The sequence below is a fragment of the Streptococcus suis genome, from assembly GCF_002960425.1.
GTDB lineage: Bacteria > Bacillota > Bacilli > Lactobacillales > Streptococcaceae > Streptococcus > Streptococcus suis_S.
The window spans coordinates 49,311-62,940 of sequence record NZ_POIZ01000087.1 but is presented as its reverse complement, the minus strand read 5'-3'; the positions used below and the strand labels follow the sequence as shown (position 1 = coordinate 62,940).

The 13,630-nt window shown below is 42.8% G+C and carries 14 protein-coding genes; 9 read left to right on the top strand and 5 right to left on the bottom strand.

Translation table 11 applies throughout. The features are described from left to right. The first annotated feature begins 257 nt into the window (after positions 1-257). From prfA to C1G57_RS09880, 9 genes are all read left to right on the top strand, one after another. Positions 258-1,337: a peptide chain release factor 1 gene (prfA, locus tag C1G57_RS09920; RefSeq protein WP_105114751.1), complete on the top strand. Its 1,080-nt coding sequence runs from the start codon at positions 258-260 to the stop codon at positions 1,335-1,337. After that, positions 1,337-2,170 (top strand): peptide chain release factor N(5)-glutamine methyltransferase, encoded by an 834-nt coding sequence (prmC, locus tag C1G57_RS09915; protein WP_105114750.1) that lies wholly within the window; start codon positions 1,337-1,339, stop codon positions 2,168-2,170. The genes prfA and prmC overlap by 1 nt, the downstream gene beginning before the upstream one ends. Further along, complete coding sequence (locus tag C1G57_RS09910) at positions 2,157-2,759, top strand: L-threonylcarbamoyladenylate synthase (RefSeq protein WP_161941152.1); 603 nt, start codon at positions 2,157-2,159, stop codon at positions 2,757-2,759. Before prmC ends, C1G57_RS09910 begins: the two co-directional genes overlap by 14 nt. 3 nt (positions 2,760-2,762) lie before the next feature. Further along, positions 2,763-3,194: a GNAT family N-acetyltransferase gene (locus C1G57_RS09905; RefSeq protein ID WP_105114748.1), complete on the top strand. Its 432-nt coding sequence runs from the start codon at positions 2,763-2,765 to the stop codon at positions 3,192-3,194. 13 nt (positions 3,195-3,207) lie between these two features. Further along, positions 3,208-4,467 carry a serine hydroxymethyltransferase gene (glyA, locus tag C1G57_RS09900; RefSeq protein ID WP_105114747.1) on the top strand — a complete coding sequence of 420 codons (1,260 nt, stop codon included), beginning with the start codon at positions 3,208-3,210 and terminating at the stop codon, positions 4,465-4,467. Continuing rightward, positions 4,467-5,441, top strand: coding sequence for a nucleoid-associated protein (locus C1G57_RS09895; RefSeq protein WP_105114746.1), 975 nt, complete (start codon positions 4,467-4,469; stop codon positions 5,439-5,441). Before glyA ends, C1G57_RS09895 begins: the two co-directional genes overlap by 1 nt. After that, positions 5,442-6,041, top strand: a complete 600-nt coding sequence (locus C1G57_RS09890; RefSeq protein ID WP_105114745.1) for a lysozyme family protein — start codon at positions 5,442-5,444, stop codon at positions 6,039-6,041. Between the two features lie 83 nt (positions 6,042-6,124). After that, positions 6,125-6,880: an SDR family NAD(P)-dependent oxidoreductase gene (locus tag C1G57_RS09885; RefSeq protein WP_105114744.1), complete on the top strand. Its 756-nt coding sequence runs from the start codon at positions 6,125-6,127 to the stop codon at positions 6,878-6,880. Positions 6,881-6,889: 9 nt separating this feature from the next. Further along, positions 6,890-7,660 carry a DUF6287 domain-containing protein gene (locus C1G57_RS09880; RefSeq protein ID WP_105114743.1) on the top strand — a complete coding sequence of 257 codons (771 nt, stop codon included), beginning with the start codon at positions 6,890-6,892 and terminating at the stop codon, positions 7,658-7,660. A 51-nt stretch (positions 7,661-7,711) separates the two neighbouring features. Here the strand turns inward: C1G57_RS09880 and C1G57_RS09875 are convergent, their stop codons facing one another. From C1G57_RS09875 to guaA, 5 genes are all read right to left on the bottom strand, one after another. Beyond that, complete coding sequence (locus C1G57_RS09875; protein WP_105114742.1) at positions 7,712-8,569, bottom strand: hypothetical protein; 858 nt, start codon at positions 8,567-8,569, stop codon at positions 7,712-7,714. Positions 8,570-8,686: 117 nt separating this feature from the next. Next, entirely contained in the window at positions 8,687-9,508 is an 822-nt protein-coding gene (locus C1G57_RS09870; RefSeq protein WP_105114741.1) for a glycerophosphodiester phosphodiesterase family protein, read from the bottom strand. A gap of 6 nt (positions 9,509-9,514) precedes the next feature. Beyond that, the gene (locus C1G57_RS09865; protein WP_105114740.1) at positions 9,515-10,744 is read right to left on the bottom strand and encodes an MFS transporter; all 1,230 of its coding nucleotides are present in this window, start codon (positions 10,742-10,744) and stop codon (positions 9,515-9,517) included. 64 nt (positions 10,745-10,808) lie between these two features. Next, positions 10,809-11,456 (bottom strand): hypothetical protein, encoded by a 648-nt coding sequence (locus tag C1G57_RS09860; protein ID WP_153045632.1) that lies wholly within the window; start codon positions 11,454-11,456, stop codon positions 10,809-10,811. Positions 11,457-11,940: 484 nt separating this feature from the next. Then, a complete protein-coding gene (gene guaA / locus C1G57_RS09855; protein WP_105114878.1) occupies positions 11,941-13,491 on the bottom strand; it encodes a glutamine-hydrolyzing GMP synthase in 1,551 nt (516 codons plus the stop codon). Positions 13,492-13,630: the final 139 nt, after the last annotated feature.

Below are 13,630 nucleotides of genomic sequence, written 5' to 3'. Positions count from 1 at the left end.
TGTGTTCGGTCAAATATTTAGAAAGGAATTGAATACGGGCTACGAACTGTGCCTGTTTCATGACCTGCATATTACAGAAAGGAACTGAACACGCCCTACAGGCTAACAAGAAGTGTGTTCTTTCCAATTATTTAGAAAGGAACTGAATACGGGCTACGAACTGTGCAAAAAAGATAGTTTTTCCTAGGACAGTTTCGTCCTTCGTCAAAACTCCTATTTTTGCTTTGTTCGTTTAACGCCCTTAATATCTTATAATTATGAACATCTATGATCAATTACAGGCGGTGGAAGATCGCTACGAGGAACTTGGTGAACTGTTGTCTGACCCTGATGTAGTCAGCGATACCAAGCGCTTTATGGAGTTGTCTAAGGAAGAAGCTGCAACTCGTGATACAGTAACAGCATACCGCGAATACAAGGTTGTTCTTCAAAACATTATCGATGCAGAAGAGATGATTAAAGAATCTTCTGGTGATGCTGACTTGGAGGAAATGGCTAAGGAAGAACTCAAACAAGCTAAGGCTGATAAAGAGGCTTACGAAGAAAAGTTGAAAATCCTTCTTTTACCAAAAGACCCTAACGATGATAAAAATATCATCTTGGAAATCCGTGGTGCTGCAGGTGGAGATGAAGCCGCCCTCTTTGCTGGAGATCTTTTGACCATGTACCAAAAGTATGCAGAAGGTCAAGGCTGGCGCTTCGAAGTCATGGAGGCGTCTTACAATGGTGTCGGCGGTATCAAGGAAGTGGTTGCCATGGTCTCTGGTCAATCCGTTTATTCAAAACTCAAGTATGAATCAGGAGCTCACCGTGTCCAACGTGTCCCTGTGACAGAAAGCCAAGGTCGTGTCCACACCTCAACAGCAACTGTCCTCATCATGCCAGAAGTTGAAGAAGTGGAATACGATATCGATCCAAAAGATCTTCGTGTTGACATCTACCACGCATCTGGTGCTGGTGGACAGAACGTCAACAAGGTGGCTACTGCCGTGCGTATCGTTCACTTGCCAACCAACATCAAGGTAGAGATGCAGGAAGAACGAACCCAGCAGAAAAACCGTGAAAAGGCCATGAAGATCATCCGTGCCCGTGTTGCGGACCACTTTGCACAGATTGCCCAAGACGAGCAGGATGCAGAGCGTAAATCAACAATCGGTACGGGTGACCGTGCAGAGCGTATCCGTACTTACAACTTCCCACAAAACCGTGTAACAGACCACCGTATCGGCTTGACCTTGCAAAAGCTGGATACCATCTTGTCAGGTAAGATGGACGAAGTCGTAGATGCTCTTGTACTTTACGATCAGACGCAAAAACTAGAAGAGCTTAACAAATAATGAATTACGCTCAATTATTTGCAGCATACGAAGAACAATTAGTCGCAATCGGTGAAGAGGCAGAATCCCTGTCCTTCACCTATCGTGGCTTAAAGGGACTGAACTTTACGGAATTTCTCCTCCTGCTCCGTCAGGAAGTCACACCGACCGACAAAGAAGAGATTGAGGCGATTTTTCAGCAACTTTCCCAGCACCGACCTGCCCAGTACATTATCGGAAAAGCCGATTTTCATGGCTTGGAGTTCATGGTGGACAATCGGGTTTTAATTCCAAGACCTGAAACGGAAGAATTGGTTGATTTGATTTTACAGGAAAATAGCAGAGCAGGTTTGCGTGTCTTAGACATCGGTACAGGAAGCGGTGCCATAGCTATTTCCCTTGCAAAAGCTAGACCTGATTGGGAAGTGGTAGCAGTTGATATTTCAGAGGATGCCTTAGCAGTGGCTCAGGAAAATGCAAGAATTAATCACGTCTCTGTTCACTTTCTAGAATCGGATGTCTTGCAAGCAGTGAAAGGGCAATTTGACATCATTGTTTCCAATCCGCCCTACATCTCACCAGATGACACAGAAGAAGTTGGACTTAATGTATTGACTTCTGAGCCTCATCTGGCCTTATTTGCGGAAGAAGATGGTCTGGCTATCTATAGACAAATTGCGGAGCAGGCAGGTGCCTTTTTGAAAGAGGATGGGAAACTCTACTTTGAAATTGGCTACAAGCAAGGACAAGCCTTGACTGACTTACTCGCTCTGCATTTCCCCCAAAAACGAATCCGAGTCCTCAAAGACCAATTTGGTCAGGATAGAAAGGTTGTGGCGGATGACAATGGATAAACTCCGGACAATCCTTGAAAATGGTGGAGCCGTGGTTTTGCCGACTGAGACAGTTTACGGACTCTTTGCTCAAGCCTTAAATGAAGAAGCAGTCAATCGTGTCTATCAGTTGAAACAGCGCCCTAGGGACAAGGCCATGAACTTAAATGTCTCAAATCTGAACGATATTTATTTTTTCAGTCAAAATCCCCCTCATTATCTAGAAAAACTGTATAATAGATTTATGCCAGGACCGCTAACGATTATCCTGAAAGCGAACGCCAATGTTCCTTTTTGGGTTAATTCTGGCCTGGATACTGTTGGATTTCGTCTACCAAAACACGAAAAAACCCTTCGTTTGATTGCGGAAACGGGTCCCTTAATCGGACCATCAGCTAATGTTTCCGGACAAGAAAGTGGTAAAGAGTTTACCAAAGTCCTATCACAATTCTCTGAAAAATTGGAAGGGATAGCCGATGACGAGGCCTTGGCTGGAATTGATTCAACCATCTTAGATCTTTCAGGACCAAAAGCTAGAATTCTCCGACAAGGCAGTATCAGCCGGGAAGAGATCCAAGCTGCTGCCCCTGAAATAGAATTTGAGGATTAAGACATGATTCGAAGTATTGAGTTTGCAGATTTGTCAGCGATTAGAGAAATAAATGCACAAGCCTTAGGCTACGATGTGCCTCTTGAGCAAACAGAAATACAATTTAAACGTTGTTCGGAGTCTAATGGACATACTATCTTGGTTTTTGAGGACGATGAAACTGGTCAAGTATCAGGCTACATTCATGCTCAAGTCTATGAAAGTCTGTATTCAAATCCTGGTCTTAATATTCTAGGATTGGCTGTTCTTTCAGAATACCAAGGCAAGGGAATTGGTTCAAAGTTGTTACAAGCAGTTGAAAAGCTAGCTCTAGACAAAGGATTATCTTTCATTCGCCTCAATTCAGCTGAACACCGTAAACAAGCCCATCGTTTTTACGAGCATTTGAGATACGAATCTGACAAATTACAATATCGCTTTATCAAGCACTTATAAAGGAGTACCGCACATGATTTTTGACAAAGTTGACTACAAAGATTTCGACAAAGAAGTTTGGGAAGCAATTCAAGCTGAAGAAAAACGCCAACAAAATAATATCGAGTTGATTGCGTCTGAAAACGTTGTTTCTAAAGCAGTTATGGCTGCTCAAGGTTCTATTTTGACCAACAAATATGCTGAAGGTTACCCAGGTCGTCGTTACTATGGCGGTACGGAATGCGTTGACGTAGTTGAAAGTTTAGCTATTGAACGTGCTAAAGAAATATTCGGTGCAAAATTTGCTAACGTTCAGCCACACTCAGGAAGCCAGGCCAATTGTGCTGCCTACATGGCCTTGATTGAGCCAGGAGACACTGTTATGGGGATGGACTTAGCTGCAGGTGGTCACTTGACACACGGTGCTGCAGTGAGTTTCTCTGGACAAACCTACAATTTCGTTGCTTACAACGTTGATGAAGAAACAGGTTTGCTGGATTACGATGCAATTTTAAAACAAGCAAAAGAAGTACAGCCAAAATTGATTGTCGCAGGTGCTTCAGCTTATGCCCGTACCATTGATTTCGCAAAATTCCGTGAAATCGCAGATGCTGTCGGTGCAAAATTGATGGTGGACATGGCCCATATTGCTGGTCTTGTAGCTGCTGGTCTTCATCCAAACCCAGTTCCCCACGCTCATATCACAACAACAACAACCCACAAAACCCTTCGTGGACCTCGTGGTGGTTTGATTTTGACCAATGATGAAGCTCTCATCAAGAAAATCAACTCAGCTATCTTCCCTGGTATCCAAGGTGGTCCACTTGAGCATGTTATAGCTGCGAAAGCTGTTTCCTTCAAAGAAGTATTGGACCCAGCCTTTAAAGATTACGCTCAAAAGATTATCGACAACAGCAAGGCTATGGCAGAAGTCTTCCTTGCCAACCCTAATTTCAAGGTCATCACAGGCGGCACAGACAACCATCTCTTCTTGGTAGATGTGACAAAAGTTGTTGAGAACGGTAAGGTTGCACAACATCTCTTGGATGAAGTGAACATCACCCTCAACAAAAACTCAATTCCTTACGAAAAACTCTCACCATTCAAAACAAGTGGTATCCGTGTTGGCTCTGCAGCCATTACTGCTCGCGGTTTTGGAGTAGAGGAGGCTCGCAAGGTTGCTGAGTTGACAATCAAAGCCCTTGAAAATGCAGAGAATGAAGCCGTTCTAGAAGAAGTGCGTCAAGAAGTACGTGCTTTGACAGACCGCTTCCCACTATACGAAGGTTTATAATGGATATATTTGTAAAAAAAGCTATTATACATCAATTTAGTCCTGACGACACTGAGCTGGTCCTTGCTGACCAGCTTTTGACTGTCAGTCCGAAAATAGAAGAATATTTGCGCAAGAAAATCGAGCGTGTTTTTTCTGATGAAGCAAAAACTGGACATTTTGAAGCAGACAATCCTTTTCTTGATTTCTTAAATGAAGATTTATTGACTAGCTCTGTCAAAATTGCTGGTCTCTGGAAAGAAGAGTTTTCCATTTCTGAAAATCTCAAGACCAATGATTTAATCTTTATCGAGTTTGAACGAAATGGTGTGGAGCATTTCGCCTTTCTAAGGATCGCCTTGCGTGAAAACCTTGCTCACGTTGGTTCAGAAAGTGATAGCCCGCTAAAAATCACTCAAAACAATCTGCCAGGAGCAGGTTCTACGCCAGATGAAGCCTTAATCATCAATCTACAGACGCGTAAATATTATTTGATTGAGAAAAGGATTAAACACAACGGAGCCTTTCTCCATTACTTTTCCGATAATCTCCTGCAGGTCACGCCAGCCATTTCTGCCAAAAAATCTATCAAGGCAGTTGAACAGACAGCTCAAAAAATTGCTGATAATTTCCATCAAGGTGATTTCCAATTTCAATCAAAGGTCAAGTCAGCTATTTTCAACCATTTGGAAGAAGACAATGAACTTTCTCCTGAAAAATTGGCTGACCAGCTATTCGATAATAATCTGACTGCCCGTTTGAACTTTGTTGACCAGCTCAAAGAAGTTATTCCAGATAAGATTTCCTTCGACGAGATTGATAGCAGTCGTCAGCTAAAGAAGTTTGAAAACCAAAAATTATCCCTTTCAAATGGTATTGAACTGATCGTTCCTAATGCAGTTTATGAAGATGCTGAATCCGTAGAGTTTATCCAAAATGATAATGGAACCTATTCCATTCTTATCAAAAATATTGAAGATATAAAGAGTAAGTAAATGAAGAAACTAATAAGAGCGATTAGCCTTATCGCCCTTGCTTTTCTCCTTGTAAAGAGCTTCCAGATCTATCAAGATGTCAAACAAGTGATGACCTATCAGACTATGGTTCAAGAAGTTCTGGCTGAGAATGATACGGCTGCCAATGAAGAACTGGTTTTGGCGATGATTTACACAGAAACTAAGGGACGAGAAGCGGATGTCATGCAGTCTAGTGAATCTGCAACGGGCTATACCAATACGATTACTGATAGTAAAGAGAGTATCCGTCAGGGCGTAGTCTATTTATCAGAGAATTTACGTTTAGCAGAGGAAAAGGGAGTTGAAGTCTGGACCGCTGTTCAAGCCTACAATTTTGGACCTGCCTATATTGATTTTGTAGCGGAAAATGGTGGTGAACATACCCTTGCTTTAGCTCAAGAGTATTCCAAGACAGTCGTAGCACCCAGCCTTGGCAATACAAGCGGTGAGACTTACACCTATTATCACCCGATAGCCCTCTTGCATGGTGGTAAACTCTATGTAAACGGTGGAAATATCTACTATGCTAGACAGGTTCGTTTTAATATGCACCTAATGCGGTTGATGAATATTTTTTAACAATCGAGAAAATTTCTTGGTTGTTTTTCTTTTCCTACTAAAAATGATATAATAATTGTATCGACAGAATGAGGAATGTTAGAATGAGAAATTGTATGATTACTGGTGCGACCAGTGGCATTGGCAAAGCAATCGCCTACGCTTTCGCTAAGAATGGTGACAATGTCATCATTACTGGACGCAGAAACGATAAATTAAATGAAATAAAATGTGATATTGAGAAAAATTATGATGTACAGGTTTACGTTTATTCATTTGATGTTACACAAAATGACCAAGTTATTGCTTCTTGCCAACAGATACTACAAGAAGTGGGACAAGTTCATATCTTGGTGAACAATGCAGGTCTGGCTTTAGGCTTGGATAAATTTCACGAATATGACCTGGCAGACATGATGACCATGATAGATACCAATGTAAAGGGCTTGTTAACTGTTACACGCCAGATATTGCCCCAGATGGTTGAACATAATGAGGGACATCTTATCAATATCGGCTCTACTGCTGGAATTTATGCCTATGCGGGCGCTGCGGTCTATGCGGCTACAAAATCAGCGGTTAAGGTGCTGTCAGATGGTATTCGGATTGATACAATCGATAAAAATATCAAGGTCACAACCCTGCAACCTGGTATTGTTGAAACTGATTTTAGCCAGGTTCGTTTCCATGGCGATACAGACAGAGCGGCTGGAGTTTACAAGGGCATTGAGGCCTTACAGGCTGAGGATATTGCATCTTGTGCACTTTTTGTGGCAAACCAGCCGGGGCATGTGCAGATTTCAGATATGACCATTATGGCGACTAAGCAGGCCACTGGCTTTACCATCCATAGAGAATAGGAGGACCGTATGAAAAAGAACTATTCTATCCTTTTAACAAGTATTCTGACATTGACAACCCTTGTAGCTTGCAGTCCAAGTACTAATCAAGCAGGTTCTGAGCCGTCAAGTAGTTCAACTACAAACACCTCTAGTTCTTCGAGCAGTAGCGATACCAGTTCGTCAAGTGTGGCGGAAGCTGCCACCATTCTTTCCATGGACATCGATTCTCTCATGCAGGGAAATTATGACAGCCTCATTGGGACCTGGCAAAACAGTCGTGGTGAAACCCTAGTATTTAATATGAAAGGCTTGGTGGCTGAAAGTCAGAATTTACTAGGTCGTGGAAAAATTACAGACGGAATTTTTGAAACAGGCTACATTGATAAGAGTATTGGCGAAGTTAGTTTGATGATGGTGCCTAAAGACACCTTACTTAGCCAATCACTTTATGCTGCTGGAACTGACCCAACGGATACAACACGGGATCGCATTTTGACAAAGGTTGGAGCAGGAGAACTGGATGTGGATGCTTTTTATCGTGTCAGCAACACTGCTAGCGAGGGTATAGATCCCCTCAAGAATACAGAAACAGGTATTCAGCTAGAAAGTGGTCCCAAGACCATAGAATACGCTAATTCTATCCTTGGTGAGAATAATTGGCGTGTCATCGAGGGAAATTACACACGGACTGAAGCTATTCCATATAATGTTTTAGAAGGAAATGACAATACCCACTATTCTGTTTATCAAAATGGTGTGATTGTTAATGCCAATTATCAGATTGTCTATCAACCATAGGGGATAGTGACATCAACTCTAAAAATAAGGCTGGGCTCATTAGGCTTAGCCTTATTTTATACGCAGTTTTGCGGCCTGTTTCTGTTTTTCAATGATACTGATGAAGGCTGCGAATTCGGTGTCTAGGCGTTTTTGGTAGCTTTTGTTTTGTATGGTGAGATTGTCTAAGAATATAGGAAAGGAGCCTTTCTTATAGAGTTCCCCTTGGAAAAAGTAGCGTTCGGACAGTTTATCAACTGATACAAGGGAAGAACGCCATCTACTTTTTCGAGAGTGGGATGGTTTCCAAGAAATTTTTAATTGTTTTTCGTAGAAATACCAGCCCATAATATAAATTTTGGTTTCTTTATTTCGTTGTTTATCCTGATAGTGACATGGTACAGCATAAACATTCCCCCTATTTGTTTGAAGAAAGGGGTGAAAATCTCGTATCTTCTCGTATTCTTTACGTGGGACAATGTTTAAGGCACTTGAAGCTTCTACTTTTTTCTCATCAATGGTATAGGAATAGCGGTAGGGGTCATAAATAGTTGAACGTTCACGCTGTCGATACTGCTCTGCCATTTGCTTAAAAATAGATAGGTCTCCGTAGTGTTCAACTAGGTTAGCAAGGGCAATCCCCCTCTGATTGCTATTTTTCTTTACGGTAAGGATTTGGCAAGTAGGCCAGGCGCTAACAGGAACAGCCCCCAAACCAACCAAAAGATTGTCTTTGTGAAAGTGACTGGCAAAACGTGCCTCATGAGTGTGACCAGCTTCACTATTCACATCAACAAATACTACTTGATTATCCTGCTCAAAAACAACAATATAATTCCCAGAAACTTCTGTACTTTTTCGAATTGGCAGGGTGTAAAAGTGGTGAAACGAGGGTAATTCTAGCAATTTTCCAAGCGTTAGTGTTTTCATAAGACAAGTATAGCAAAAAATAGTTTTCAATTCCAGAGAAAAGTTTAATTTGTTAAACAATTGCGTAACATCTATCCCTACTAGAAGGATAGTAGGGGATGGACTTGTATATTATTTCTAATTGCTGGTCAGCTTGTTAGGATCAAAACCTTCAAAGATTTGCAGGTCAAACATGGATTTGTTCTTTTCATACTCTTCTGGACTTTTGACCGTGTAGCAGACCAGGGGAATACCAAAGACTGACTTCAGCAGTTGCAAACTAAGATTGTTTTGATAGAGATGGTCATAGGCCACAAAGTCTGGTCGAGCCAGTACATTGGAAAGCAAATAGCGGACTGCGATATAAATAATCCCCTTTCTATCTCCTAGATTGCCAGAAAGCTGCCCACGGATATAAGTTGGACGGTGCTTTCTGAAATAGGCCACCACCAAGGGATTAAAGGACTCCACCATAAACAGTCCCTCATAAACATCCAGCTCTGCTATGGTCCGATGGCATAAATCCGCAACCTCCATGGACTCCGACTTGAGCTCCACAATCAAGGGCACACGTCCCGCCACTTCTGAGAGGACTTGCGACAGCAGGGGAATCCTCTCTTGACTGTTGAACAAACTATAAGCTAGCAAGTCCTCATAGGTCAATTCCTCGATGTTTTGGTCAATCCCAGAGGTTCGCTTGAGGGTTTCGTCATGAAAGACGACCAGTTGACCGTCTTTTGACAAGCGAATATCAAACTCAATCCCGTAGCCCTTCTCAACCGCTAACTGAATAGCTAGCAGGCTGTTTTCAGGTGCTGGTCCCGCATTATCATGAAAACCACGGTGGGCATAATCCCAGTTTAGAAAAGGCTCAAAATCCACCACCTTCCTCCGCGGAGCCAGCAAATAGAAAAACAAGCCAAGCATAAATACAAGAATGCCCAGTAACCAATACATCATAATCCATTACAGCCTTTCTTTTTCAAGCTTGCTATCACCATGCTGAACCACACTCATTGTTCCGAGGGAAAGAAGAGAGAAGATAAGAGCATAGGGAAAGAGTATCTTAAAACCAAGTGACTGCATAAGAAAACCAGACAAAATCGGTGTTACAATTTGAGCGGCCATAGAAGCAGTATAATACATGCCGGTGTATTTGCCAACATCCGAGTGATGGCTCATCTCCACCAGCATGGGCAATGAATTAACATTGATAAAAGCCCAGCCCATACCCATAATAGCAAAGGACAGATAGACAAGGGGCGAAAAGCTGGTAAAGACAATCCCCAGTCCGTAGGTTGTCGAAACCAAGCAGATGCCGATGAGAATGGTCCTTTTTCGTCCCAAAACTGTTCCCACAAAACCTGACGGAATGTAGCTGATAATAGCAACAATGGTAGCGACCATTAGCGAAGTGGCCACCTCACCAGCAGACATAGCCCAGACCGCGATAGCATAACGGGAAAAAGCTGTTGTGATGCCATTGTAGGCCATAAACCAGAGGAAGATAGACGCCAGCAAGCAGAGAAGGGACCGCTTGACTTCCCTTGGAAGTTCCTGGCTGACCTGCTCTGCTATTGCTTCCGAAACCTCCTCCACCCTCATAGTCTCTTCCTTGATTTTCCAGTGTAAAATAGCAAAGCTGACCAGCAAGATGCCTGCGACAGCCAGAAAAGTAGCAGTATAGTCAGGTTGGTCAGACTTGCCGACCAGAAACCGAATGACCAAGAGGGTAAAAATGGCCCCGACCGCCCCCATGAGATTGATGACAGCATTGGCCTTGCTCCGCAATTCTTTAGGTGTCAAGTCAGGCATGAGGGCCACAGCAGGTGCGCGGGAAATGGACATGGCTAGCAAAACAATTCCCAAGCCCAGGTTAAAGAGCCAGAAGGAGTGCTGGTTGGTCGCATAGGGCAATAGTAGCAGACCGATGATGGATAAGACTGTCCCAACAAAGACAAAGGGAATCCGACGGCCGTACTTGCAATCCAGCCGATCTGAAATGGCTCCAAAGAAGGGAAGGAGAAAGAGGGAGAGGATATTGTCCAAGGACATGACCAGACCCGTCCAGGTCTTATCCAGAGCAAACTGGTTTTCCAAAATCAAGGGGATAATCACATCATATAGCTGCCAAAAAGCAGAAATACCCAAGAAAGCCATACCGATGTAAATGGTTCGTTTGTAGTCAAGCTTCATGTCATGTTCCTTTCTAAAAAGCCCAACCGACTAAGGACTGGAAGGCTGGGCTAGGGGTTACAAGTTAGGGATAATAGATTGTGGTTGCAGAAGAAGTGTCTGCATGTGCCTGAGCTCGAAATGCTGCCAAGGTCTGGTCTGAAAAGTAGATTTCATTCAAACTCTCTACAAAGACAGACATGGAAATGATGGCTTGTGGCAATACCAAACTCTCCTGCTCGTAGGTAAAAGAAATATCCGACCAATCTTCTACAGCAAATGTTTTGAGGAGTTCTTCATGGACTTTTTGGGCATCTTCCGTTTGTGCAGGAGAGCTAGCCAAGACCTGCTCTAGCTGTTCACGAAACTTTTCTTTATCCGCAATCAAATCTTGTAAGGTTAGTAGACTCTCATCGTTTTTTTCATAAAAGACTTCCAGTTCTTCCTCCTGGCTAGTCCGAACTTGTAGCCACTCTGCCGTAATAGTGGTTTTCATAAGAGCGTAGGCAGATGCATTCGTAAAAGGACTGTTGCGAGTTTGAGGATAGAGAACAATCCATTCTTTTTGGGTCAAACCATCTGGACTGGCTGTTTTTGCTACCTCTTCAGAAGCAGCTGTAATCCGCCGACTGATAGCAGTAGTCTGGTCTTTCTGAAAAAATCCAATAATTCTCGGTTTTTGCGGACCACCAATAGCATCAATCTTGGTTCCAGTATCAGTATTGATTTGCAAATTCAAGGGTTTTAACTGCTCATTTAGTAAGCGAGTTTGCTCCTAACCAAACCAGTGAAGACCAAGACCAGTTACTCCAATCATGAAAAAGAAACCAATAACTAGAAATTTCCATTTTTTCTGCATAACATCTCCCTGCCTTTCTATATTTATATAGTATCATATAAAAAGAATGGAAACAAGTAGAAATAGGGAAATTTTAGTCACAAAAAGCCCGCAGAAAGTGAGTTTCTACGGGTTGTGTTGATTTCAAGAAGCTTAAAATTCCTATATCTAGGCTTGCGAAGCTTCCTTGTTTTCAAGCGTCGGGTAAAACAGTCTATCCCCAGACAACGATGCTCTTGCATTTTTAGGCATCGGCTAAATTAGTCTCGATGGACTGGCTGATAGAGCCTCTCCCCAGGCTTGCGACGCTTTCTTGTTTTCAGGCATCGGCTAAATTAGTCTTGATAGACTGGCTGATAGAGCCTATCCCCAGGCTCTATCACTCCCATTCAACTGTTGCTGGTGGTTTGCTTGTAATATCATAGACGATGCGGTTGACGTGGTCGACTTCGTTTACGATGCGAACTGAGATTTTCTGTAGGACTTCCCATGGTAGTTTGGCAAAGTCAGCAGTCATTCCGTCAACAGAAGTGATGGCACGGATGGCGATGGTGTAGTCGTAGGTACGACCATCACCCATGACACCTACAGAGCGGACGCCAGTATTGACTGTGAAATATTGCCAGACATCGCGGTCAAGACCCGCTTTGGCAATTTCCTCTCGCAAGATTGCATCAGATTCACGAACAGTCTGGAGTTTTTCTTCAGTGATTTCACCCATGACACGAATGGCAAGACCCGGTCCTGGGAATGGCTGGCGCCACACGACTTCATCTGGCATACCAAGAGCAGTACCAAGCGCACGCACCTCATCCTTAAAGAGAGTATTAAGCGGCTCAATCAACTTAAACTGCATATCTTCTGGTAGCCCCCCAACGTTGTGGTGGGACTTGATGGTTTCAGCAGTATCTGTTCCAGACTCGATGATATCTGTATAGAGCGTTCCTTGAGCCAAGAATTCCACATCGGTCAACTTGCTTGCTTCATCGTCAAATACGTAAACAAATTCATTACCGATGATTTTACGTTTCTTCTCAGGGTCAGATACGCCAGCTAAAAGGTCTAGGAAACGTTTGGCAGCGTCAACGCGAATAATATTGAGACCGAACTTGCCACCCAACATCTCCATAACCTGATCGCCTTCATTCTTACGAAGAAGTCCGTGGTCAACGAAGATACAGGTCAACTGGTCACCAATGGCACGTTGAAGAAGGACACCAACAACAGATGAATCTACACCACCTGACAAACCAAGCAAGACTTTCTTGTCACCGACTGTCTGACGGATTTTTTCGATTTCTGTTTCAATGAAGTTTTCCATTGTCCAGTCGCCTTTGGCTCCACAGATACCAAATGCAAAGTTTTTCAAGAGATCATTTCCATAAACGGAATGACGAACTTCTGGGTGGAACTGAATGCCGTAGATACGACGCTCCGTGTTTTCAATAGCAGCAAAAGGACAGTCAGCAGAAAGACCAACCAAGTGGAAGTCAGCAGGAATTTCCGTTACAGCATCTCCGTGGCTCATGAGTACAAGCTGTTCTTCTGGTGTGCCAGCAAAGAGGGCTGATTCAGCTTTCAACTGAAGTGTTGATTGACCATACTCACGGTTTCCAGCCTCACCAGCAGGAACAACCTTACCCCCCAACTTATGGGTAATCAGCTGCATACCATAGCAAATACCCAAGATTGGAATACCTAATTCAAAGATTTCAGGATCAATATCGAAGGCATTTTCAGCGTAAACAGAGTTTGGACCACCTGAAAGTACGATACCGATCGGATTGATGGCACGAACTTCTTCAGCAGTAATCTTGTGATTTTTCAATTCAGAAAAGACACCAAATTCACGAATGCGACGTGAGATGAGCTGATTGTATTGACTTCCATAATCCAATACAATAATTTTTTGGACATCTTGTTTTGTCATGTTTTTCCCTTTCATTTTGAAAATTATTCAAATACTGTTCCTTATTTTATCATAAAAACGAACATTTTCCAAACTATAATTGTCAAATATCTGTTTTGCAAACTATGGAAGTTTTTTAGAAAACAAGCGTTCGTTTTTT